19 protein-coding genes are annotated in these 20,792 nt (G+C 65.2%); 11 read left to right on the top strand and 8 right to left on the bottom strand.

Translation table 11 applies throughout. From position 1 onward, the window contains the following. Nucleotides 1-14: 14 nt before the first annotated feature. The 6 genes from F7R26_RS10070 to F7R26_RS10045 all read right to left on the bottom strand — a co-directional run bounded on the left by F7R26_RS10070 (nucleotide 15) and on the right by F7R26_RS10045 (nucleotide 5,686). The gene (locus tag F7R26_RS10070) at nucleotides 15-821 is read right to left on the bottom strand and encodes an SDR family NAD(P)-dependent oxidoreductase (protein ID WP_150983450.1); all 807 of its coding nucleotides are present in this window, start codon (nucleotides 819-821) and stop codon (nucleotides 15-17) included. Between the two features lie 50 nt (nucleotides 822-871). Continuing rightward, the gene (locus F7R26_RS10065) at nucleotides 872-1,732 is read right to left on the bottom strand and encodes an alpha/beta hydrolase (protein WP_150983449.1); all 861 of its coding nucleotides are present in this window, start codon (nucleotides 1,730-1,732) and stop codon (nucleotides 872-874) included. Further along, the gene (locus F7R26_RS10060; RefSeq protein ID WP_150983448.1) at nucleotides 1,729-2,538 is read right to left on the bottom strand and encodes a fumarylacetoacetate hydrolase family protein; all 810 of its coding nucleotides are present in this window, start codon (nucleotides 2,536-2,538) and stop codon (nucleotides 1,729-1,731) included. The genes F7R26_RS10065 and F7R26_RS10060 overlap by 4 nt, the downstream gene beginning before the upstream one ends. Nucleotides 2,539-2,548: 10 nt before the next feature. After that, the gene (locus F7R26_RS10055) at nucleotides 2,549-3,199 is read right to left on the bottom strand and encodes an RraA family protein (protein WP_150983447.1); all 651 of its coding nucleotides are present in this window, start codon (nucleotides 3,197-3,199) and stop codon (nucleotides 2,549-2,551) included. Between the two features lie 59 nt (nucleotides 3,200-3,258). Next, the gene (locus F7R26_RS10050; protein WP_170301726.1) at nucleotides 3,259-4,515 is read right to left on the bottom strand and encodes an MFS transporter; all 1,257 of its coding nucleotides are present in this window, start codon (nucleotides 4,513-4,515) and stop codon (nucleotides 3,259-3,261) included. A gap of 238 nt (nucleotides 4,516-4,753) precedes the next feature. Beyond that, a complete protein-coding gene (locus F7R26_RS10045; RefSeq protein ID WP_150983445.1) occupies nucleotides 4,754-5,686 on the bottom strand; it encodes a LysR family transcriptional regulator in 933 nt (310 codons plus the stop codon). A 198-nt stretch (nucleotides 5,687-5,884) separates the two neighbouring features. Between F7R26_RS10045 and F7R26_RS10040 the strand changes: the two genes are divergently transcribed. From F7R26_RS10040 to F7R26_RS10020, 5 genes are all read left to right on the top strand, one after another. After that, complete coding sequence (locus F7R26_RS10040; protein ID WP_150983444.1) at nucleotides 5,885-7,315, top strand: aldehyde dehydrogenase family protein; 1,431 nt, start codon at nucleotides 5,885-5,887, stop codon at nucleotides 7,313-7,315. A gap of 61 nt (nucleotides 7,316-7,376) precedes the next feature. After that, complete coding sequence (locus F7R26_RS10035) at nucleotides 7,377-8,291, top strand: NAD(P)-dependent oxidoreductase (RefSeq protein ID WP_150983443.1); 915 nt, start codon at nucleotides 7,377-7,379, stop codon at nucleotides 8,289-8,291. 187 nt (nucleotides 8,292-8,478) lie between these two features. Then, nucleotides 8,479-9,681, top strand: a complete 1,203-nt coding sequence (locus F7R26_RS10030) for an ABC transporter substrate-binding protein (protein WP_150983442.1) — start codon at nucleotides 8,479-8,481, stop codon at nucleotides 9,679-9,681. A gap of 450 nt (nucleotides 9,682-10,131) precedes the next feature. Next, on the top strand, nucleotides 10,132-11,532 hold the full coding sequence (locus F7R26_RS10025) for an aromatic ring-hydroxylating dioxygenase subunit alpha (protein WP_150983441.1): 1,401 nt from the start codon (nucleotides 10,132-10,134) through the stop codon (nucleotides 11,530-11,532). Between the two features lie 54 nt (nucleotides 11,533-11,586). Continuing rightward, complete coding sequence (locus F7R26_RS10020; RefSeq protein WP_150983440.1) at nucleotides 11,587-12,147, top strand: 3-phenylpropionate/cinnamic acid dioxygenase subunit beta; 561 nt, start codon at nucleotides 11,587-11,589, stop codon at nucleotides 12,145-12,147. A gap of 68 nt (nucleotides 12,148-12,215) precedes the next feature. Here F7R26_RS10020 and F7R26_RS10015 read toward each other — a convergent pair whose 3' ends face one another. Then, nucleotides 12,216-12,965, bottom strand: a complete 750-nt coding sequence (locus F7R26_RS10015; protein ID WP_150983439.1) for a DUF2889 domain-containing protein — start codon at nucleotides 12,963-12,965, stop codon at nucleotides 12,216-12,218. A 128-nt stretch (nucleotides 12,966-13,093) separates the two neighbouring features. On the opposite strand from F7R26_RS10015, the gene F7R26_RS10010 reads away from it, so the two are divergent. Beyond that, a complete protein-coding gene (locus tag F7R26_RS10010; protein ID WP_150983438.1) occupies nucleotides 13,094-13,894 on the top strand; it encodes an SDR family NAD(P)-dependent oxidoreductase in 801 nt (266 codons plus the stop codon). 42 nt (nucleotides 13,895-13,936) lie between these two features. Here the strand turns inward: F7R26_RS10010 and F7R26_RS10005 are convergent, their stop codons facing one another. Beyond that, on the bottom strand, nucleotides 13,937-15,559 hold the full coding sequence (locus tag F7R26_RS10005; protein WP_241754475.1) for an ATP-dependent acyl-CoA ligase: 1,623 nt from the start codon (nucleotides 15,557-15,559) through the stop codon (nucleotides 13,937-13,939). Between the two features lie 150 nt (nucleotides 15,560-15,709). On the opposite strand from F7R26_RS10005, the gene F7R26_RS10000 reads away from it, so the two are divergent. The 5 genes from F7R26_RS10000 to F7R26_RS09980 all read left to right on the top strand — a co-directional run bounded on the left by F7R26_RS10000 (nucleotide 15,710) and on the right by F7R26_RS09980 (nucleotide 20,780). Continuing rightward, the gene (locus tag F7R26_RS10000; protein ID WP_241754522.1) at nucleotides 15,710-16,510 is read left to right on the top strand and encodes a TetR/AcrR family transcriptional regulator; all 801 of its coding nucleotides are present in this window, start codon (nucleotides 15,710-15,712) and stop codon (nucleotides 16,508-16,510) included. Between the two features lie 227 nt (nucleotides 16,511-16,737). Further along, complete coding sequence (locus F7R26_RS09995) at nucleotides 16,738-17,817, top strand: amidohydrolase family protein (RefSeq protein WP_150983435.1); 1,080 nt, start codon at nucleotides 16,738-16,740, stop codon at nucleotides 17,815-17,817. After that, entirely contained in the window at nucleotides 17,814-18,662 is an 849-nt protein-coding gene (locus F7R26_RS09990) for a fumarylacetoacetate hydrolase family protein (protein ID WP_150983434.1), read from the top strand. The genes F7R26_RS09995 and F7R26_RS09990 overlap by 4 nt, the downstream gene beginning before the upstream one ends. Nucleotides 18,663-18,705: 43 nt before the next feature. Next, nucleotides 18,706-19,608 (top strand): 3-hydroxyacyl-CoA dehydrogenase, encoded by a 903-nt coding sequence (locus tag F7R26_RS09985; RefSeq protein WP_150983433.1) that lies wholly within the window; start codon nucleotides 18,706-18,708, stop codon nucleotides 19,606-19,608. Beyond that, the gene (locus F7R26_RS09980) at nucleotides 19,605-20,780 is read left to right on the top strand and encodes a thiolase family protein (protein WP_150983432.1); all 1,176 of its coding nucleotides are present in this window, start codon (nucleotides 19,605-19,607) and stop codon (nucleotides 20,778-20,780) included. The genes F7R26_RS09985 and F7R26_RS09980 overlap by 4 nt, the downstream gene beginning before the upstream one ends. Nucleotides 20,781-20,792 lie beyond the last annotated feature (12 nt).

The raw sequence follows: 20,792 nt of genomic DNA, 5'->3' as shown, positions 1-20,792 counted from the left end.
CGTCACCGCGCGGTTCATGCACGCAGCGCGGCGAACTGCGGCGTGGTCGGGGAATGGGCGAAGAAGCCGCCGTCCACCGACCAGGTCTGTCCGGTGATCCAGGCGGCACGGTCGGATGCCAGGAAGCTCACCATCTCGGCGATATCCTCCGGCTCGCCAAGCCGCCCGGGGAGCTTGTGCGCGGTGATGATGTCTCGCATGGGTTCAGGCAATGCCCGTTGCATCGGTGGCGTGAGCACCGAGCCGACCAGCAGCGCGTTGCAGCGCACCCCTTGCTTGCCGCACTGTGTGGCCACGTAGCGGGTCAATGTGTTGATGGCGCCCTTGGACACCGCATAGGCGGTTTGGAACACGTCGCCAGCCAGCGACGTGCCAGAGCTGATATTGATGATCGACCCACCGCCGCCCTCAATCATGGCTGGCAGGGCGTATTTGCACATCAGCATCGTGCCGCGCGCGTTCACGGCCATGACTTGGTCCCAGACTTCCGCCGGCATCGACATCACGTCTGTGTCCTCGCACAGGCCCTTCATGGCGGCATTGTTGTCGAGCACATCGAGGTGGCCAAAAGTGCGCACCGTGTATCTGATCAGTTCGCGGATGCTGGCCTCGTCGGCCAGGTCCAGCACATGGGCGCTGACCGCAAGGTCGTGCTGGCGCATGGATTCGGCGACCTGCTCGGCATTCGATCCGGGCAGGTCCGCAATCACCACCTTGGCGCCGCAGGCCGCCAGCTTGCGCGCGGTGGCAGCGCCGATGGCGCCGGCGCCGCCGCTGATCAGGGCGACTTTACCGCTCAGGTCTTCGGATGTGACAGGCATTCTGTATCTCGGTTAGCAGGCGAAGTCCATCGAGGCAGGAAGCCGGCGGACTATCGCGCGTCGATAAAGGTCAGCGCATCCCGGAAGAAGGGATGCGCAGGATCGGCCAGAGCCTGCAGTACGTCGAAGTGGTCGCAGGTATCGACCCGATAGCGGAGCATGGCCCGCTTCGCGGTGGCGAAGGCCTGGGCGTACTCGTCCGCTTGCCGATGGAACTCGCGTGACTCAGCCCCACCGACTGCCAGCAGCTGCGGCGCATCGTCGACGGGAGGGTGTCGCAGCGGGCTGGCGGCGCGCGCCTGGGCGAGGCTCATTCGCAAGCCATCGTTGTGCGTGGTTGCGCAGAGCGGTTCGAGGTCGAACAGCGCGGAAACCAGCACGGCGCCGCGCAGCATCCGTGCCGGCAGGTCCAGTCCGAGTTCGGACCATCGCGTGGCCATCAGGCGCGCGGCTATCTGGCCGCCAGCGGAGTGCCCGCCGACGAACCAGCGTTCGCGCGAGCAGGCCAGCTCGCCGGCATGGCGCCACAGCCAGGCCAGCGAGCGCTGCGCCTGTGCGACGATGCCGTCGACACTGTTGGCAGGACACAGCGTGTAATTCACCAGCGCCACGGACACGCCTTGGGCAATGAATGGCTCAGCGACGAAGCTGTAGATGGATTTGTCGCCACGCTGCCAGAAGCCGCCGTGGAAGAAGATCAGGAGCGGCGCGTCTGGCGAGCCACCGGGGAAGTAGTCGATGCGCTCGCGCTCGCCCGGGCCGTAGGCCAGGTTCAGGCGCGACACGGCCGCGGCGCGCAAGGCGGCAGAGCGCGCCAGCCATTGCTGGAGCATGCCGCTCTCGAAGTCGGGCCGCAGCGCGCGCAAGTTGTACTGCGCCTCCAGCTCAGGGTTGATGGTGTGCATGGTCATGAGGCTCGCGGAGCGGGCATGGCGCGCAGGTGTCTGGCCGCTTCGTCGACCACCGGGTTGCGCAAGGTGCCAATGCCGTCGATCGAGATGTCGCAGACATCCCCCGCCAGCAATGGCCCGACGCCGGAAGGGGTGCCGGTCAGGATCACATCGCCCGGCAACAGCGTCACGGCCTGGCTCAGGTAGGCGATGATGAAGGGCACGCTGAACAGCAGGTCGGAGGTGTTGCCTTGTTGCCTCAGCACGCCATTGACATGAGCACGCACGCCAAGGTTCGCCGGATCGAGGCCGGTGGCAATCACTGGCCCGAGCGGGCAGAAACTATCGAAGGCCTTGCCGATCATCAGGCAGCCGTAGGGCATCTCCCGGCCCTGGATCACGCGTTCGCTGACATCGTTGGCGCAGGTGTAGCCAAGCACGTGGTCGAGCGCATCTTCCTCGCGGATGCGGCGTCCCTTGCCGCCGATCACAATCGCCAGCTCCGCCTCATGATGCACCATCTGCGCTTCCAGCGGCCGCACGATAGGCTCGTCCGGACCGATGGCCGCGGTCGTGGGCATCATGAAGATCTGCGGAATCTCGGGCGTCTTGGCCCCGGCCTCGGCGATATGGCCGATGTAGTTCATGCCGATAGCGAACAGCCTCGGCGCGGGCAGCGGGCACAGCAAGCGTGCATCGGCCAGCGCATCGGTCTGGCCAGTGGACGTCAGGCCGTCGAAGGGCGAACCGGGCAAGCGCAGCAGGTGGTCGCCTTCGAGTACGCCGTAATGGATGGCATCCTGAAACTGATATCGGGCGATTTTCATGGCCGGGCGCTCACAGTTTCCCAAACTCGAGGAAGGCGTCATACGGGTCGCGGCCGCCGCGGATCTCGGTGCGCATGCGTGAATCGGTCTGCATGGTCCTGACCGTTTCCGTGATGACGAACTCCGCGTGCTCCTTGTCAATCAGCAAGGTCCCGTCGCGGTCGCCCAGCAGGTAGTCACCGGGGTTGACGGTGACCCCGCCGATCACCACCGGCACATCGGTGGCTTCCAGCCGCCAGCTGCCGACGATATCGACCGGGCTGGTATAGCGCGCGAAGACGGGGAACCCGATCTCGGTGATCTCATCGGCATCGCGCGAACCACCATCGATGTAGTAGCCGCGTATGCCGCGCTGCTTGAGCGCTTCGGCGGCCAGGTCACCCATCGCCGAGCGGGCGTGGTCGTTCGGCTGGCAGACCACTACGTGGCCGCGCGGCGCGCCTGACAGCACGCGGGAGATAAACAGGTCCAGCGATTCATGGACGCTGATGGCCGGGTCGGGCCGTCCGGTGATCGTAAAGACCGGCCCGGCGAGTTTCATGCGGGGGGAGAGCGCGCGGACCTCGCGCGGCAGTTCACGCACGGGCAAGCCGTGAATGCGCAGTACGTCGAAGAGGCCCGGGGTGTTGCAGGTTGCCAGTTGTTCGGCCAGGGATGTCATGGTGGTCGCTCAGGTGTCAGGGTTGGCGAAGAGGGGTAAAGGCTGCAGGGCAGGGCTCGCTAATGCAGCTCGACCGATGCTACCGGTGCCGCCTCGGGTTCGGGATGCGGCACGATCTGCACGCAGACGCGGCGGCTCAGCCACAGCATGGCGAGGCTCAGTGCGGCAGATGACAAGAGCGCGGAACTCACCGAGGTGCGGCTAGCCACTTGGCCCCACAATGCCGCGCCCGCCGCGCTGCCGCCCATGATGGCCATCTGGTAGATCGCCATGCCGCGGGCGCGCATCGCGTTCGGCAGCACGACCTGGGCGGCCATGGTGAGGGTGTTGACCACGCACAGCCAGACCCCGCCAGAAAGCGCCAGCGCCGGCGCGACCAGCCAGACCGAGGGCGCCAGCGCGGCGGTGAGGGTCGCGCCGGCATAGAGCAGCACGCCCGTTGCCACCACACGATCCGGGGAAGCGGTGGCCGCAAGGCGCGGCAAGGCCAGCGCCGACAGGATGGCGCCCACGCCCATCGATGCAAGCAGCAGCGTGTAGGTGGTGGCGTTGGCCTGCAGCCCTTTCGCCACCAGCGGCAGCAAGGCGATCAGGCCGATGGAGTGCAGGAAGAACAGGAAGGTGCGCACCAGGATATTGCGCATGGAGGGCGATTGCCTCACATAGGCAACGCCGCCGCGCATGGTCTCCAACAAGCCCCGGGAGACGCGCGTGCTGTCATGCGGCGGCGTCTTGCACCGGAGGATCAGCACGCACGACAGCAGCGACAGCGCGGCATTGAGCGCGAACACGGCGCCCATGCCGAGCGATGCCATGACCACGCCCGCCAGCAGCGGGCCCGCAATGCGCGACACATTGATGGCCAGCGCGTTGAGCGTGAGGGCTGCGGGCAACTGGGCGCGCGGCACCAGGGTCGGCACGATCGCGGAGAACACCGGAAAGCGCATGGCAAGGCCGATCCCGTTGGCAAAGCACAGCAGCAGCAAGCTGTTCGCGGTCATCCATCCGGCCGCGGCGAGCACCGCCAGCGCGATGGACACCAGCGCAATCCAGAACTGCGCGAAGGCATAGAGCCGCTTGCGGTCGAGCAGGTCGGCCAGGGCGCCGCTGGGCAGTCCCAGGAGGAACAGCGGGAGGCTAGCGCAGGCTTGCACCAGCGCCACCATCATCGGCCCGGTGGTGAGCTGGGCCATCAGCCAGGCGGCGCTAACGTCGTTCATCCACATCGTCATATTGCCGGCCAGCCAGGCCAGCCAGAGCATGCGGAAAACGGGCTGGCCCAGGGGCTGCAGCACGGAGGGGTGAGCGGAGGGCATGGGATCCTGCGGCCGGGGACATTCCATGGAAGTGGACGGCCCGTGCGCAGCCGGCCGCGCCGCTTGCACGGCTGCCTCCGGCACCTATGAATGGCTCTGGACCGCTGTTGGCGCGCAAGGCTGCAGCGCTGGCCTAGTGTAGCACTAAAATAAACACATTTGCATAATGTGTTTATAAACGGATTGGAGTGGGCAAGGAGCAGGCAAGCTTTACGGCAAGGGCCGCCCCAAGTGCAGCTCAGTCGCCCAGCCAGCGCGCGCCCAGCCAATGGCCGCTGCGCGCAATGTCCTTTACCACTACCTGCAAGGCGGTCGTGGCGCAGCGCACCGCGGTAGGAACACGCCGCGTGGTAGGCAGCGCCAGCACGATCCGGCGCAGGAAGTCGGGGCCGTCGATGCGTGCCGCGCTCAGGATGCCGCGCTCGATCTCGTGGTGCACTGCGACGCGCGGGATCACGCTGAGCCCATAGCCTTGCGTAACTAGCGCCTTTTGTACGCTCAGCGCATTGGTCTCGGCCACCACGGTGATCGGCACATCCGCCACGGCGCAAGCGTGTTCAACCAGGTTGCGCAGGCGATGCGGTGAGCTTGGCAGCACCAGCGGTGCGCTCCCCAGCGCTTGCACCGGCACGGGTTCCTCATCGCGCAGGCCGAGCGCGGCCAGCCCCACGAGGCTCAGGGACTCCTCGACCAGTGGCTCCACCTCCAGCGCCGGAGAGGCGGTGGGGTCGTAGAGCAGTGCCGCATCGATCTCGCCGCTCTCCAGCCAGCGCAGCATGTGATCGGTATAGCCGACCGAGACCGACAACCGCACATGCGGGTACTGCGCCTGCAGGGCACCCACCAGCGGGCCGGTCAGCAACTCGCAACTGCTGGGCAGCAGCCCGAGGTTCACGATGCCGGAAATCAGGCCGGGCGTAGGGCGGATCTCGAGGCGCGCCGCGTCCAGCTCGCGCAGCGCACGGCGGGCGCGCTCCATCAGGATGTGGCCGGCCTCGGTCAACTGCATGCCGCGGCGGTCCCGCTCGAACAATGGTGCACCGACATCGTCCTCCAGCAGCTTGAGCTGGCGCGAAACCGCAGGCTGCACGACGTGGAGCAATTCTGCGGCGCGGGTCACGCTGCCCGTGTCGGCGATGGCAAGAAAGGCGCGGATCTGGCGGATATCCATGGGGGTCCGGGGGCGACGGAAGCTAGGGCTGTTGCGGCGCGCCCGCATGCATGCCCGGGCGTGATGTTGCGATCAGTTTTTGTCATTCGACAACGATTTGCATGGAATTCTATGATGACCACTCACTTAAGCACCATAGCGAAAGCCCCCTAGCCAGGCACATCGTGCCTTCCAGGGCGCTCATCGGAGACAGACCATATGACAATCAAGCCCAACCTCATCGGTGGCGAATGGCTCGCCGGGTCAGGCGCGATCGAGAGCATCAACCCCTCGGACACCCGCGACAGCGTTGGCGACTTCGCCATGGCCGATGCCGCGCAGATGCGCCAGGCGGTGGCGGCCGCACGCCAGGCCCTGCCAGGCTGGGCGGCAACCACCACGCAGGTACGCAGCGACCTGCTGCTCAAGACCTCGCTGGAGCTGGCCGCGCGCAAGGAGGAACTGGGCGAGCTGGTCTCGCGCGAGGCGGGAAAAACCCGCGCGGAAGGCATCGGCGAGGTGCTGCGCGCCAGCCAGATCTTCCAGTTCTTCGCCGGCGAGGTGGTGCGCTACGGTGGCGAGAACCTGCCGTCGGTGCGGCCCAATATCGGCGTGCAGGTCAGCCGTGAGCCCATCGGCGTGATCGGGCTGATCACGCCGTGGAATTTCCCGATCGCCATCGCTGCCTGGAAGCTCGCGCCGGCGCTGGCCTTCGGCAACACAGCGGTACTCAAGCCCTCGCAGGATACGCCGGGCGTGGCCTGGGAGCTGTTCAAGGTGCTGGAACGCAACGGCCTGCCGGCCGGCGTGGCCAACCTGATCAACGGCCGCGGCTCGGTGGCAGGCGAAGCACTGGTTGCGGGCGTTGATGCCATCAGTTTCACCGGCAGCGTGGGCACGGGGCGCACGCTGGCGCAAGCGGCGGTCGCCAATATGGTTCGCATCCAGCTTGAGATGGGCGGCAAGAACCCGCTGGTAGTGCTCGATGATGCCGACCTGGCCGTGGCGGTCGAGTGCGCTGTCAACGGTTCCTATTTCTCCGCCGGCCAGCGCTGCACGGCTTCCAGCCGGCTGATCGTCACCGACGGCATTCATGATCGCTTCGTCGAGGCGCTGCGCAAGCGCATGGTCGGCCTGAAGATCGGGCACGCGCTGGCTGCGGGCGTGGATATCGGGCCGGTGATCAACCAGGGCCAGCTCGACATGGTGCAGGACTACATCCGCATCGGGCGCGAGGAGGGTGCGGAGCTGGTCGAGGGCGGCGAGTTGCTGCAGGGCGACACGCCGGGCTTCTTCATGCGCCCCGCGCTGATGACCGGCACCGCCAACAGCATGCGCATCAACCGCGAGGAAGTGTTTGGCCCGTTTGCCGCCGTCATTCGCGCCAAGGATTACGACGAGGCGCTGGCCCTGGCCAACGACACGGAGTACGGCCTGTCGGCCGGCATCTGCACCACGTCCCACCGCCATGCCAATCACTTCCGCCTGAACGTCAAGAGCGGGCTGGCGATGATCAACCTGCCCACCGCCGGGCTGGATTACCACGTGCCGTTCGGGGGCACCAAGGCTTCCAGCTACGGCCCGCGCGAGCAGGGCAGCTACGCGGTGGATTTCTACACCCAGACCAAGACTGCGTACGTTGGCTACTGAGTCGGCGACTGGGCCAGGGCCGGCGCATTCGCCGCGTTTCGCAAATCAACAAGGACAGGAAATGGAGAAGATCGGATTTATCGGGCTGGGCCGCATGGGCAAGCCCATGGCGGCAAACCTGCGCAAGAAAGGTTTCACTCTGGTGGTGATGGACCTGAACGGGGAGGCCGTGGCCGAGCTGGTGGCGCTTGGCGCCAGCGCGGGCGAGAGCGTTGCCCAGGTCGCGCGCGACTGCGCCATCGTGGTCACCATGCTGCCCAGTTCGGTGGAAGTCGAGCAGGTGGCGCTGGGCGCGGATGGCCTCTTTGCCAACGCGGCCGCCGGCAGCCTGCTGCTGGACATGAGCACCATCGATCCGCTGGCGACGGACCGCCTGCAGGCCGCGGCGCTGGAGAAGGGCCTGTCGGTAGTCGACGCGCCGGTCGGCAGGCTGGCCGAGCACGCGGACCGGGGCGAGTCGCTGTTCATGGTCGGCGCCAGCGATGCGGATTTCGGGCGGGTCAAGCCGCTGCTCGATGCGATGGGCACTACCGTGTATCACTGCGGCGGCGTCGGCACGGGCGGGCGCACCAAGCTGGTCAACAACTACGTCGCGGTAACGTTGTGCCAGGTCAATGCAGAAGCCCTGGCGCTGTCGCAGCGTTTCGGCCTGGACATTACCAAGACCCTGCAGGTGCTCTATGGCACTTCGGCCAACAACGGCCAGCTGCACATGAACTTCCCCAACAAGGTACTGGCTGGCGACACCACCCCCGGATTCACCATCGACCTGGCGCACAAGGATATGTCGCTGGTGCTCGGCGCGGCGCATGCATCCAAGGTGCCGATGCCAGTGGCCGCCGCGGTCTATGAATCGTTCAGCCTGGCGCGGGCGAGCGAGTATGGCCGCGTTGACTTCTCGGGCATTGCCGATGCCATCTGCGACCTGGCGAAGATCGAGCGCGCCCGGGTGCCGAAGGGCTGGGTGGCGGGCTGACGGGCGCGGCTCCATGCAGGGCTTCCCGCAGACGGAACAGGGCGCGGTGGCGGCCGGCTCGGATGGGGCCGGCCGCGCCGCGCCTGTTGTCGTTGCCATGGCGGGGGCGAGTTACGGCATGGCGGTCAAGCGCCGAGCCGGCCATAAGGGCTGCTCTGGCCCAAACCATAAGCAAGGAGACAACACCATGGCATCAAGCATCGCAAGGCTCGCGGCATCGCTCGTCGCCGCGGCGGGATTGAGCGCGCCCGCCTGGGGCGCGGATGATGTACTGCGCATTGGCTTCATCACCGACATGTCCGGCGTGTACGCGGATTTTGACGGGCAGGGCGGCGCCGAGGCGATCAAGCTGGCGATTGCCGATGCCGGGGGCAGCGTGCTGGGCCGCAAGATCGAGCTGCTGACGGCGGATCACCAGAACAAGGCCGATGTGGCGGCTGCCAAGGCGCGCGAATGGTTCGACCAGCAGGGGGTGGACCTGCTGATTGGCGGCTCCAATTCCGCGGCCAGCCTCGCCATGGCGAAGGTGGCCGCAGAGAAGAAGAGAGTCTTTATCTCCGCAGGCTCCGGCACCACGCGCCTGACCAACGAGGAGTGCAATCCGTACACCGTGCAGTATGCCTATGACACTGCTGCCATGGCGCGCGGCACCGGCGCCGCGGTGACCAGGCAAGGCGGCAAGTCATGGTATTTCCTGACGGTCGACTACGCCTTCGGCACGTCGCTGGAAAAAGACACGGCCGACGTGGTCAAGGCCAATGGCGGCAAGGTGCTCGGAGCCGTCAGGCATCCGCTCTCCGCCGCGGACTTCTCCTCCTTCCTCATGCAGGCACAGGCCTCCAAGGCGCAGGTGCTGGGCCTGGCCAACGGCGGCGGCGACCTGATCAACTCGATCAAGACGGCCAGGGAGTTCGGCATCGGCAAGACCATGACCCTGGCCGCGATGATGGTCTTCATCAACGATATCCATGCCCTGGGCCTGAATGTCACGCAGGGGATGTACCTGACCGACGGCTGGTACTGGGACCAGAGCCCCGCATCGCGCGCGTGGGCCAAGCGCTATTACGAAAAGATGAAGAAGATGCCGTCCATGTTCCAGGCGGCCGATGCTTCCTCGGCGCTGACCTATCTGAAGGCGGTCAAGGCCGTGGGCACGACCGACGCGGACAAGGTCATGGCGCAGATGCGTGCTGCCCCGGTCGACGACTTCTTTGCCAAGGGCGGCACGATCCGGCCAGACGGGCGGATGGTGCACGATATGTACCTGATGCAGGTCAAGACGCCGGCCGAGTCCAAGGGGCCATGGGATTACTACAAGCTGGTCAACACCATTCCCGGAGCGCAGGCGTACATGACCAAGGCGGAGTCCAAATGCGCGCTTTGGAAGTGATCGGACCTCGCCAGCGCTGAGCGCCGCATAAGCTGGCCGGTGCTTGCGCCGGCCAGTCCCCACCCGGCCGGATTGATCCCGGCGTCCTGGCCGCTCAGGCTTTCCCCCCCACCCCCGCGCGATTTCCCTGCTTTCAAGAGCAGACGTGACGGCAATCCTTGTTTACACAAAGGGTGCTTTCTGCCGCCTTGGCCCCCTGGTTGTGTGGGGATCCGTTTGCGCGCAAGCGTGAGGCAAGCCTAGGGTTAATCCGGAAGAAAGGGAGGAGGGCCGCCGGAGCGCGGCGCTGCGCGCGGCTTTGCGGGCGCCCGGGCCCATTGAATTGGAGTGGCCGCGGTCCGCCAGGGGCTTGCGCGCTACGGCAAGAATCCTGTAATTTATGTACACAGTTTTGAAAAGTGTTTATATTTACTATTCAAGCCCGCCCTAGGGAAAGTTAAGGAGACAAGCATGCTGACTCAGACCAGTCCCACACTGGCTGACGGGACCAAGGTCGCGGACCTGGTCAACGTCGAGACCCGAGAAGTGCAGATGCGCACGCTTTCGGACCCCGAGCTCTATGAGATGGAGATGGAGCGCATCTTCGGCAAGACCTGGCTGCTGCTCGGCCACGACTCGGAGATACCCAATTCCGGTGATTTTGTCGTCCGGGACATGGGCTCGGACTCGGTGCTGGTCACGCGCGACAAGTCCGGCGAGGTCAACGTGCTGTTGAACGTCTGTTCGCACCGCGGCATGCGTGTCTCGACGCTGGATGCGGGCAATACCCAGATCCACACCTGCATCTACCACGGCTGGGCATTTCGCCCGAACGGCGCCTTCCTGGGCGCGCCGGTCGAGAAGGAGTGCATGCACGGGAAGATCAAAAGCAAGGAGGAACTGGGCCTGAAACGGGCCCGCGTGGCGCTCTACGGCGGGCTGATCTTCGCTACCTGGAATATCAACGGTCCGTCCTTCGACGAATTCCTGGGCGATGCCAAGTGGTATTACGACATGCTGTTCAAGCGCAGCGACCGCGGCATCGAAGTCCTGGGGCCGCCCCAGCGCTTCGTGGTGCGCGCCAACTGGAAGGCTGCCGGCGAGCAGTCGTCGGGCGACGGCTATCACACGCTGACCCTGCACCGCTGGCTGGGCGAGGTCGGCGCCTACTCGAAGAAGGGCGAAGGCGAGGGCGGCGGTGGTGATCTCAGCCCGGAGATGTATGGCGTGGAGATCAGCTCGCCGCACGGCCATGCGCTGCGTTGCATCGACCTGGGCCGCAAGATCCGCCGCCTGACCGGACTGGATCCCGACAAGCTGAGCATCGATGAAAAGCTGAATGCGCTGCCGCCGGCCGGCATGACGCTGGACATGGTCAGCCAACTGAGGAAGAACCTGAGCGAGGAACAGCTTGCGGTGCAGACCAGCATGCCGCCGCAGGTGGGTGGCATGTTCCCCAATGTGCTGTTTGGTTTCCTCTACATCCCGCAGCCAGACGGCACGGTGGTCGGCTCCATCACGATGCACGCCTACGTGCCCCGGGGTCCGGACAAGCTCGAGTTCGTCAACTGGATTTTCGCCGAGAAAGACGCCCCGCCCGAATTGCGCGAGCGCATGCTGAAGCAGACGATTCAGATGTTCGGCACCTCGGGCATGGTGGAGCAGGACGACTCCGACACCTGGCCGCATATGACGCTGGCCGCCAAGGGCGCGATGGGCAAGCACATGACGATGAAGTACCAGGCGATCTACGAGACCGGCAAGCCCGAGGGCTGGCCAGGCCCCGGCATCGTCAACGAGGGCTTCACCAAGGACGATACGCAGTGGCACTGGTGGCTGCATTGGCGCGAGCTGATGATGGCGGAGCAATAGGCCGCCAGCTTCCGCCAGATGCTGTCATCGGATGCCAATTTAGGAGACAACGCCATGAGTGAAGTAAAAGACGAAGTTGCGCCGGCGACGCTGTCGGCGCGGGTGCCGATCGGATCCCCGGTCTATAACGCAGTGTTGGAGTTCCTCTACGAAGAAGCCGCCATGCTGGACGAGATCCGGCTGGAGGACTGGGTCGCCACGCTGGCCGAGGACCTGGTCTATGCCGCGCCCTTGCGCCAGACGCGGCCGCTGGCACAGCAGGCAGCGACGGTGATTCGCACCATGCAGCACTACCATGACGACTACCGCTCGATCATGGGCCGCATCATGCGGCTGACCGCGACCAAGAGCGCCTGGGCGGAAGATCCGCCCTCGCGTACTCGCCGCCTGGTGACCAACGTGACGGTGCGCACCGGTGACAATCCCGGCGAATTTGCCGTGCGCAGCAATCTGCTGATTACTCGCAGCCGCTTCAATTTCGACGAGTTCGATTTGATCAGCGGCGAGCGGCGCGATGTGCTGCGGCGCAGCGGCGATACGTTCAAGCTGGCGCGGCGGGAGATCCTGCTGGATCAGGCAGTGTTGGGGACGCCGAACCTGGCGATCTTCTTGTAGACGGCATCGACCACGTGCCAACGCCCCCGTTTCGGGGGCATTTTTCTGCTCAGGCGGCGGCGCTGGACTTAGCAGCCATCGCCATACTCCTTGAAGCTCAGCCACCCGAGATCATCCGCACACAAGCGCTCCGGCGTGCAGGCGAAATCCAGCGTGGATCCGATCACGCGCAAGGCTTCACTGGCGCGCCGGGGCTGCTGAGAGTAGCAATTGCCGCTCGGCTTGGCGTGGACCTGCGCATCGAGCGGCATGCCGCGTCCCAGCGAAATCACGGTAGCGCGGCGTAGCACCAGCGCCGCCTCGGCTTCATCCGTGGACAGCGCGGTCAGGGCCCAGCGGGCCATGCCCTGATACAGGTCGACGCCGGCGTAGGGCATTGGCCCTTGGATAGCGCTGCCCAGTACCTCCCACGCTAGCAACGCGGCACCATCCCGCGATAGCCGGGGCCGAGTGCGGCCCTTCTGCCGCACCGGAACCTCGACATCGTACAGGCGCAGCGCAGTGCCGCGTGCGGCAGCCGCGATCGCCAGCCCCGCCAGCTCGAACAGATGTGTGCATTGCTCCGTGGGATCGGTCACGCGGGTGACCTCGTGCGCGGTGGGCGAGATCGGCATGCCTAGCAGCGAGTCCAGCCGCGCAACGGCATCGCCGCACAGCGTATAAGGCTGGCGGGGTGCCGCGCCATCGACGCGCGTCACGCGGCCTTCGGCACTGGCTATCTCGACCCGGAAATGATGGAAGTCGTCCTCCAGAGCGGCGCGCACGCGGGTTTGCGTTCCCGCGTGCTGGCTGCAAATGATGATGCGGCGTCTAAACATGGAAAAAGCCCCCGAAAATGCGGCAAGACAAGGGCACCATAGCCGTCTCAGGCACCCGGATGCTGACACTTTACCGCTTAAAGTGTACGATATATCAAATTGTGTTCAAAAAATAAGGAGACTTCGACATGGCATTGCTCAAGGACAGGGTTGCGATCATCACGGGGGCGGGTGGCGGCATTGGCAAGGGCGTGGCGCGCGCCTTTGCCCGCGAGGGCGCCGCGGTGGTGATTGCGGAAATCGACGAGGCGAGCGGCAGGCAGGTGGAGCAAGAGTTGAAGGATCTGGGCGCCCGGGCGCGCTTTGTCCGGACCGATGTGACGAACAAGGCGTCAATCGAAGCCGCGGTGGCGGAAACAGTCGAGCACTTCGGCAGCCTGGACATCCTGGTGAACAACGCCTTTATTCCCACGCCCAATGTGCTGCTGGAAGACAAGACCGACGAGATGCTGGAACTGACGCTGACCTCGGCGCTGTGGGCAACGTGGTGGGCAATGCGCGCGGCCATGCCGCATATGCGGGATCGCTGCTGGGGGCGGATCGTGAACTTCTACTCGATCGATACCGAGACCGGCGCGTGGCTGCATGCCGACTACAATACCGCCAAATCCGGGATCGTCGGGCTGACGCGCAGCGCCGCCGCCGAGTGGGGACGCTTCAACGTCACGGTCAATGCGATTGCGCCGACCGCGATGGGTGCGACCTTCTTCAAGCTGGCCGCGGAGAACCCGGGGTTTGCAGAGCGCTCGGCGGCGGCGCGGCCGCTGGGCCGTTGCGGTGAGCCGGAGGAGGATATCGGGCCCGCGGTGGTGTTCCTGGCGTCCGAGATGTCGCGCTTTATCACCGGAGAGACCTTGCATGTGGATGGAGGGTTGCACCTTCCCGGATACAACTCGCGGCCGGCGCATGTGCCAGTGCGTGAGTACTGAGCCGCAATAGTGGAAGGGCCCAGAGGGGCCCTTCCTGTGGTCTTACCGCTTGGCGACCTTGATGTCCGTGGCTTCCAGATCCCAAGTATTCGCAGTCTTGCCCTCGTCGCGCAGCTGGTACTTGAGGATGCGGCCTTGCGGATTCTTGGGCAGGGTGTCGCGGAACTCGATGTAGCGCGGCAGCGCGTAGTAGGGAACCGCGTCCGTGGCCCAGTGGAACAGGGCTTCGGCGGTAAGGGTGGAGCCCGGGTTGAGGATGGCGGTGATCTTCACATCGTCCTCGCCCTTGTCGGAGGGCACGGCGTGGACCGCGACCTCCGCGATGTCCGGATGGGCGGCGAAGGCGGTTTCCATCTCGAAGCTAGAGATGTTCTCGCCGCGCCGGCGCAGGTAGTCCTTCTTCCGGTCCACGAAATAGAAGTAGCCATCGTCATCGAACTTGCCAATATCGCCGGTATGGAACCACATGTTTCGCATCAGCTTCAGGGTCTCTTCCGGACGACGCCAGTAGCCCATGAACATGATGTCCGGGCGCAGCGGACGGCAGACGATCTCGCCCGGCGTGTTGGCCGGCAGCTCGCGGTCCAGGTCGTCGACGATGCGCACGTCGAAGTCAGGCACGCGCTTGCCGGAAGATCCGGGAGCGGCATATTCGCCCGCCGGCAGCGAGGTGATCACGCAAGCCTCGGTCAGCCCGTAGCCATTGCCGCCCACCAGCTTGGCGCCGAAGCGTTCGCGCCAGATGGTCTTGCTTTCCTCGGTGAACGGGTTGCCGCGCACGGTGTGGATCTGGCCAAAGCAGCGCTTGGCCGCGTCACTGTCCGGTGCGTTGGCCAGCAGGCCGCCCATGCCGCCCAAGATCGAGGCGATGGTCGCGCCGCTGCGCTCCACCTCAGGCCAGAAGTTGGACACCGAGAAGCGCGGGACGAACGCGACGCGCGCGCCGACCAGGATGTTCGAGATGATACCCACCACCAGCGCGTTCTGGTGATAGAGCGGCAGCGGCGTGATCGTGATGTCGTCGGCAGTGGCGGGCCCGGAACGCAGTTGCAGCCGCGCCAGGTTGCACTGGAAGTTGTAGCTGATCATGCAGCCCTTGGACGGCCCCGTAGTGCCCGATGTGTACATCAGACAGGCCAGGTCCCACGGGTTGGGCTTGCGCGCAAGCGGCGTGTCGTCGGTGCCACGGTGCAGGTCCAGCGGCGCCAGTTGCAGGCCGCCGCAAGACGATGCGCCGGCACCGCCGCGCTGCAGCACCAGTTTGACGTCGGGCAGTTGCGCCGCCAGCGCGCCGATGCGTTCCAGATAGTCCGCCTCGCAGATCACCAGTGGGGCGCTGGCATCGGCGATCTGGTGGCGCAAGAACTCTCCGCGCAGCGCCGTGTTGATCGGCACGCTAACCGCGCACAGCTTGTTGATTGCGAGCCAGGAGACGACGGCGTCGATATTGTTGTCCAGCATGGTGACCACGGTCTGGCCGGGCTGGATGCCCAGGGCAGCCAGGGAGTTCGCCAGCCGGGTCGAAAGTTGATCGACTTCGCGATAGGTGTACAGTTCACCCGAGAAATCGAGCAGCACACGGTCTGGATGCGCGGCCACGGCACGGTCGAGCGCGGCGATCACGGTGTCCTGTTCGCCAAGCGACCAGGTATCTGTATTTCCCATCCCTGCCATATCATCATCTCCGAAATAAGAACCGGGTGCTGTCCCAGTAAATTCTAATACAAGAATCGAATTCTATTCCTTGTATTTCTTTATCGATCTGCGGGAAAACCCGCAAACCTTAATCCAAACGATTCCTTCATGGCGAAACAGATGAACAGCGTGAGCAAAAAAACCAAGCCTGTCGAGACTGAAATCGAAACGGCGCCAAAGCGGCGGGGCGCGGCGGAGAAGCCCGCGAAAGCAAAAGCTGCCCTGAAGGCAGTGGCCGGCGCGCCGGCGGAGAAGAAGAAAAGCGCCCCGGCGAAGAAAGCGGCGGTTGCAGTCGCGCCCACAGCGCCCGCGGCTGCAACGCCGCGCCGGCGCCGCAGCAACAAGCGCTCCCAGCAGACCATCGACAACATCTTCGAGGCCACCGAGAAGGTGATCCTGGAGTCGGGCGCCGAGCGCATTTCGATCCTTGAGGTCTGCAATACCGCCAGCATCTCGCGCGGCACGTTCTACCGCTACTTTGCCTCGCAGGAGGAGTTGCTGGATGCGTTCTCACGCTACAAGCGCGAAACTTTCCACAAGTCGCTGGCCGAGTTGCTCGAGCCCATCAACGACCCGGACGAACGCTTCGCGACGCTGGTGAAGTACCTGGAGGACTACATGGCCATCGGTAGTTCGCGCCGGCTGCTGCTGGTGGCGCCGGAATTCGCCATGAGCTTCTTCAAGCGGATCTTTCACGACTCCGTAGTGCGCTTTCAGGATTTCCTCGCGCCGGTGTTCGATGCCTGGGATGAGCGACTGGGCATCGCGCTGGACCGCGAGTTGATCTGCGACCTGCTGATCCGCATGGTGATGAGCGAGAACCTGGTGTGGGGTGAGTCGGATCATGGCGCGATGTCGCGACGGATCGGGCGGATGGTGGAAGCGTTGCGCTTCGGCGGCGTGACGCGGGCACGGCGCTGAGGGCCGGGCCATGGGCTGGATGCAGCCCATGGCCTTCCTTCTCTTCAAAATTTAATTTGAACACATTTGCATAAAATGACTAACATTGGCATGATGTTGGTGGTCTGAGCCCGCGTTTGCGCGACCAGTGTCCAGTGGTGTCCTTTGGTCCGGGCGTGAAGCGAGCGGCAGACCGCTTTCCCCACCGCTGCGCGTTCCAGCGCCGCGTATGACAAAAGGAGACCTTCATGCTGATCGACCTTCACGCCCATGCGCCGCATCCCGGGTACTACAACCAACACCCGCACTGGGGTCCCTTCTTCGAGCAGCATGCCGATGGCGACGTCAAGCTACGGGTTGGCGACTGGATCCTGACCCTGGGGTCCCCCGAGCGCAAGGCCGCGGTCCGCTCGGGCAAAGGCCTGAAGCTCGATGAGTACTTCGCACGCTGGGCGGATCCCAAGGTGCGCCTGGCCGGTATGGACGCCGCGGGCCAGAACGCGCAGGTGGTCTCGGTGCCGTCGCACTGCTACATGTACTGGGCGGAAGCCGATTTCTCCGTGCCATATGCCCGCAAGGTCAACGACACCCTGGCGGAGTACTGCTCGGCCGCACCTGACCGGTTGATGTACTGGGCCCATGCTCCGCTGAACGTGCCGGAAGAGGCTGCCAAGGAACTGCGCCGCGCCTGCGGCGAACTGGGCGCCAAGGGCCTGGTTGCCGGCGGCGCCAACTTTGGCGGGCTGGAGTTCGACTCGCCGGAGATGGATCCTGTCTGGCGCGCCCTGTGCGACCTGGACCTGCCGATGTTCGTCCATGGCTATAACCAGTCGGTTACCTGGGGCGACAAGGCCAACACCGACCGCTATGAAACCACCGCCATCGTCGGCATGCAGTACGACGAAACACGCTGTTTCTGGAACCTGGTCTGCGGCGGTGTGTTCGACCGTTTTCCCGACCTGAAGGTGTACATCACGCACGGCGGCGGCTACGTGCCGTACCAGCTCGGCCGGCTGGCCCAGTGCAACACCAACCTGGATTTCGTACACAACAAGAAGCCGGTGCTCGAGTACCTGAAGAACTTCTATTTCGACGTCGAGCTGCACGAGATCCCGATGCGCCAGGCGCTGGTCGACATCATCGGCGCTGACCGCATCGTCTATGGCAGCAACTTTGGCGGCAGCGACGCCGTGCGCCACGACCTGACCGATGGCCTGCGGCTATCCGACGACGACCTGCAAAAGATCCGCTGGCAGAACGCTTGCAAGCTGCTACATCTTGATGCTGCGAAAATCGGCGCCCCGGTGCGTCAGGCGGCGGCAGCATGAAGATCGCGCGCTGTACCGATGGCGGCGCGCCGTTCTGGGCCGTGGTGGACACCGGGCGCGGCGAGGTCACGCCGATTGCTGGCGCGTTTGCTGAGTGGGCGCCCGCGTTGACGCGCGGCGAAGGCGTGGGCGTCTTGAAGCTGGCCGGCGCAGCACGGCCGCTGGCGAGCGTGCGGCTGCTGCCTCCGGTGGAGAAAACCAACCGCGTGGTGGTGGCGGGTGCCAACTACGCCAAGCACCTGCGCGCCGATTTTGGCATGGGCGGACACACGCAGCCGGTGGCGTTCCTCAAGGCCTACGGTGCGCTGATTGGCGCCAACGACCCGATCCGCTACCCGCCGCTCACGCGTGAGTTGGACCACGAGGTCGAACTGGTCGCGGTGATCGGCGCGGAACGCGTCGACCGCAACGATCCCTTGTCCAGCGTGCTGGGCTACACGGTAGGCAACGACGTCAGCGCGCGCGACCTGCAGCGCAGCGGCCCGCCGGGCGTGGGCATGGACCTGTTCTCCGCCAAGAGCCAGGACGACACCACGGGGCTTGGGCCGTGGATCGTCACCCGCGACGAGTTTCCCGCCGGCAGCCCGAAGCTGCGCATGACCCTGAAGGTGAATGGCGATACCCGCCAGGATGCTTCGTCAGGGGAGATGACCTGGGACGTGGCCGAACTGGTGCGATTCGTCGACGAGCGCTCGCGCTTCGAGTGCGGCGATGTGCTCTACACGGGATCGCCGGAAGGCACGGGCCAGGGTAGCGGACGATTCCTGAATCCGGGCGATGTGGTCGAAGCGAGCGTGGAAGGCGTTGGCACGCTGCGTAACGTCGTTTCGGAAATTGCCTCATGAGGGGTATGCGCATCATGATTTCTTGGAAACTGGAGACTGCCGAATGAGCCTGATGAACAACAAGGTGGTCGTGGTCGGTGCCGGCCTGATGGGCACCGGTATTGCGCATGCGTTTGCCAGCTCGGGCCTTGCCACGGCGCTGGTCGATACCGACGCCCAGGCGCTGGAACGCGCGCGACTGGCGATCGGCAAGATTCTCGACGACGGTGTCAGGCTGGGCAAGCTCGACGCCGGGGTGGCGCAGGCCGCCAAGGCCCGCTTGACCGTGGAGACCGATCTGACCGCCGCGGCGACAGGCGCGCAACTGCTGGTTGAAACCGTATCGGAAAACCTGGCGGTAAAGAAGGCCGTGGTCGCGCAGGCGGCTGCTGTGATGGCCGACGACGCGATCTATGCCACCAATACGTCCGCCCTCAGCGTAACGGAGATCGCCGTCGCGGTGTCCAGCCCGGAGAAGGTGGTCGGGATGCATTTCTTTAATCCGGTGCACAAGATGAAGCTGGTCGAGCTGGTGCGCGGGCTCGCTACCAGCGACGAAACCGTGGCGCTGACGCGCGACTACGCAGGCCTGATTGGCAAGACGTCGATCGTGGTCAATGAGTCGCCCGGCCTGACCACCAGCCGCATGTCGGCGCTGCTCGGCAATGAGGCGATGTGGATGCTGCAGGAGGGCACAGCCAGCGCGGAAGACATTGATACCGCACTGCGCCTCGGCTTCAATCACCCGATGGGCCCGCTGGAACTTGGCGACCTGACCGGTTGGGATACCCGCTTGTCGGTGCTGAAGTACCTGCACCAGTCCCTGGGCGACAAATTCCGGCCGTGCCCCCTGATTATCAAGATGGTGGCTGCCGGGCGGCTTGGCCGCAAGAGCGGTCACGGCGTCTACCGTTACGAGGACGGCCAGCGCGTGCCCGGTTCCCGCCTGAAGGGGAGCGCGCTATGAACACGGATGTGGTGATCGTTGGTGCGGTGCGTACACCGGTCGGCAAGTTTCGGGGCAGCCTTGCCGGCGTGCGCGCCGACCATCTCGGCGCTCTGGTGATCGGGGAGCTGGTAAGCCGGGCGGGGCTGCGCCCGGATCTCGTCGACGATGTGATTTTTGGCTGTGTCACGCAGATTGGTGAGCAGTCCGCCAATATCGCCCGGACGTCGCTGCTGGGTGCTGGCTGGCCGGTCACGATCCCGGGCCTGACCATCGACCGGAAATGCGGCTCGGGCGAAGCGGCGGTGCATGTCGGCGCCGGTCTGATCGCCTGCGGCGCGGCAGACGTGGTGGTGGCTGGTGGGGCGGAGAACATGAGCCGTGTGCCGATGGGCAGCAACCGTGACCTCCACGGCGAGGCATTCGGCTGGATGGCCGCGGAGCGCTTTGAGCTCACCAGCCAGGGTGAAGCCGCCGAGCGGCTGTGCGATCAGTGGCGTCTTAGCCGCGAGCAGCTCGACGCGTATGCGGTGGAGAGCCATCGCCGCGCGGCAGCAGCAGCGGCTGCCGGCTGGTTCAAGCAGGAGACCGTGCCGGTACCCGTCGTAGCCTTGCGGGAAAAACCGGTCGAAAGCGCCGCGCCAGCTCTGCTGGCGGACGAGACCATTCGCGCCGGCACCAGCGCGGAGCGGCTGGCTACGCTGAAGACCAGCTTTCGCACCGATGGCCGGATCACGGCGGGCAATGCCTCGCAGATTTCCGACGGCGCTGCCGCGCTGCTGCTGATGTCGGCCCGCAAGGCGGATGCGCTGGGGGTGATGCCGCGCGCGCGGGTCCGCGCGGTGGTGACGGTCGGCTCCGATCCCACGCTGATGCTGACCGGGCCGATTGCCGCTACCCGCCAGGTGCTGGCCAAGGCTGGCCTGGGCCTGGACGATATCGACATGTTCGAGGTCAACGAGGCCTTTGCGCCGGTGCCGCTGGTGTGGATGAAGGAATTGGGCGTCTCACACGAGCGCCTCAATGTCAACGGCGGGGCCATTGCGCTCGGGCATCCGCTTGGTGCCAGCGGCGCGCGGATCATGACGTCGATGCTGCATGAGATGGAGCGCCGCGGCGCTCGATATGGGTTGCAGGCAATATGCTGTGCCGGTGGTATGGGCACCGCGACTGTCATCGAACGCATGGCGTGACGGGCTTGTTGG

It is taken from the genome of Cupriavidus basilensis, assembly GCF_008801925.2.
GTDB classification, from domain to species: Bacteria; Pseudomonadota; Gammaproteobacteria; order Burkholderiales; family Burkholderiaceae; genus Cupriavidus; species Cupriavidus basilensis.
Note: the sequence above shows the minus strand (reverse complement) of the source record. Positions and strands in the feature narration are given on the sequence as shown.

Bases quoted from the DNA above. Each gene is read 5' to 3' on its own strand.
- F7R26_RS10065 (WP_150983449.1), bottom strand. From the start codon at position 1,732: ATGACCATGCACACCATCAACCCTGAGCTGGAGGCGCAGTACAACTTG.
- F7R26_RS10005 (WP_241754475.1), bottom strand. From the start codon at position 15,559: ATGGGAAATACAGATACCTGGTCGCTTGGCGAACAGGACACCGTGATC.
- F7R26_RS10040 (WP_150983444.1), top strand. From the start codon at position 5,885: ATGACAATCAAGCCCAACCTCATCGGTGGCGAATGGCTCGCCGGGTCA.
- F7R26_RS10035 (WP_150983443.1), top strand. From the start codon at position 7,377: ATGGAGAAGATCGGATTTATCGGGCTGGGCCGCATGGGCAAGCCCATG.
- F7R26_RS10025 (WP_150983441.1), top strand. From the start codon at position 10,132: ATGCTGACTCAGACCAGTCCCACACTGGCTGACGGGACCAAGGTCGCG.
- F7R26_RS10015 (WP_150983439.1), bottom strand. From the start codon at position 12,965: ATGTTTAGACGCCGCATCATCATTTGCAGCCAGCACGCGGGAACGCAA.
- F7R26_RS09995 (WP_150983435.1), top strand. From the start codon at position 16,738: ATGCTGATCGACCTTCACGCCCATGCGCCGCATCCCGGGTACTACAAC.
- F7R26_RS10000 (WP_241754522.1), top strand. From the start codon at position 15,710: ATGAACAGCGTGAGCAAAAAAACCAAGCCTGTCGAGACTGAAATCGAA.
- F7R26_RS10010 (WP_150983438.1), top strand. From the start codon at position 13,094: ATGGCATTGCTCAAGGACAGGGTTGCGATCATCACGGGGGCGGGTGGC.
- F7R26_RS10060 (WP_150983448.1), bottom strand. From the start codon at position 2,538: ATGAAAATCGCCCGATATCAGTTTCAGGATGCCATCCATTACGGCGTA.
- F7R26_RS09980 (WP_150983432.1), top strand. From the start codon at position 19,605: ATGAACACGGATGTGGTGATCGTTGGTGCGGTGCGTACACCGGTCGGC.
- F7R26_RS10045 (WP_150983445.1), bottom strand. From the start codon at position 5,686: ATGGATATCCGCCAGATCCGCGCCTTTCTTGCCATCGCCGACACGGGC.
- F7R26_RS09985 (WP_150983433.1), top strand. From the start codon at position 18,706: ATGAGCCTGATGAACAACAAGGTGGTCGTGGTCGGTGCCGGCCTGATG.
- F7R26_RS10055 (WP_150983447.1), bottom strand. From the start codon at position 3,199: ATGACATCCCTGGCCGAACAACTGGCAACCTGCAACACCCCGGGCCTC.
- F7R26_RS10020 (WP_150983440.1), top strand. From the start codon at position 11,587: ATGAGTGAAGTAAAAGACGAAGTTGCGCCGGCGACGCTGTCGGCGCGG.
- F7R26_RS10070 (WP_150983450.1), bottom strand. From the start codon at position 821: ATGCCTGTCACATCCGAAGACCTGAGCGGTAAAGTCGCCCTGATCAGC.
- F7R26_RS09990 (WP_150983434.1), top strand. From the start codon at position 17,814: ATGAAGATCGCGCGCTGTACCGATGGCGGCGCGCCGTTCTGGGCCGTG.
- F7R26_RS10050 (WP_170301726.1), bottom strand. From the start codon at position 4,515: ATGCCCTCCGCTCACCCCTCCGTGCTGCAGCCCCTGGGCCAGCCCGTT.
- F7R26_RS10030 (WP_150983442.1), top strand. From the start codon at position 8,479: ATGGCATCAAGCATCGCAAGGCTCGCGGCATCGCTCGTCGCCGCGGCG.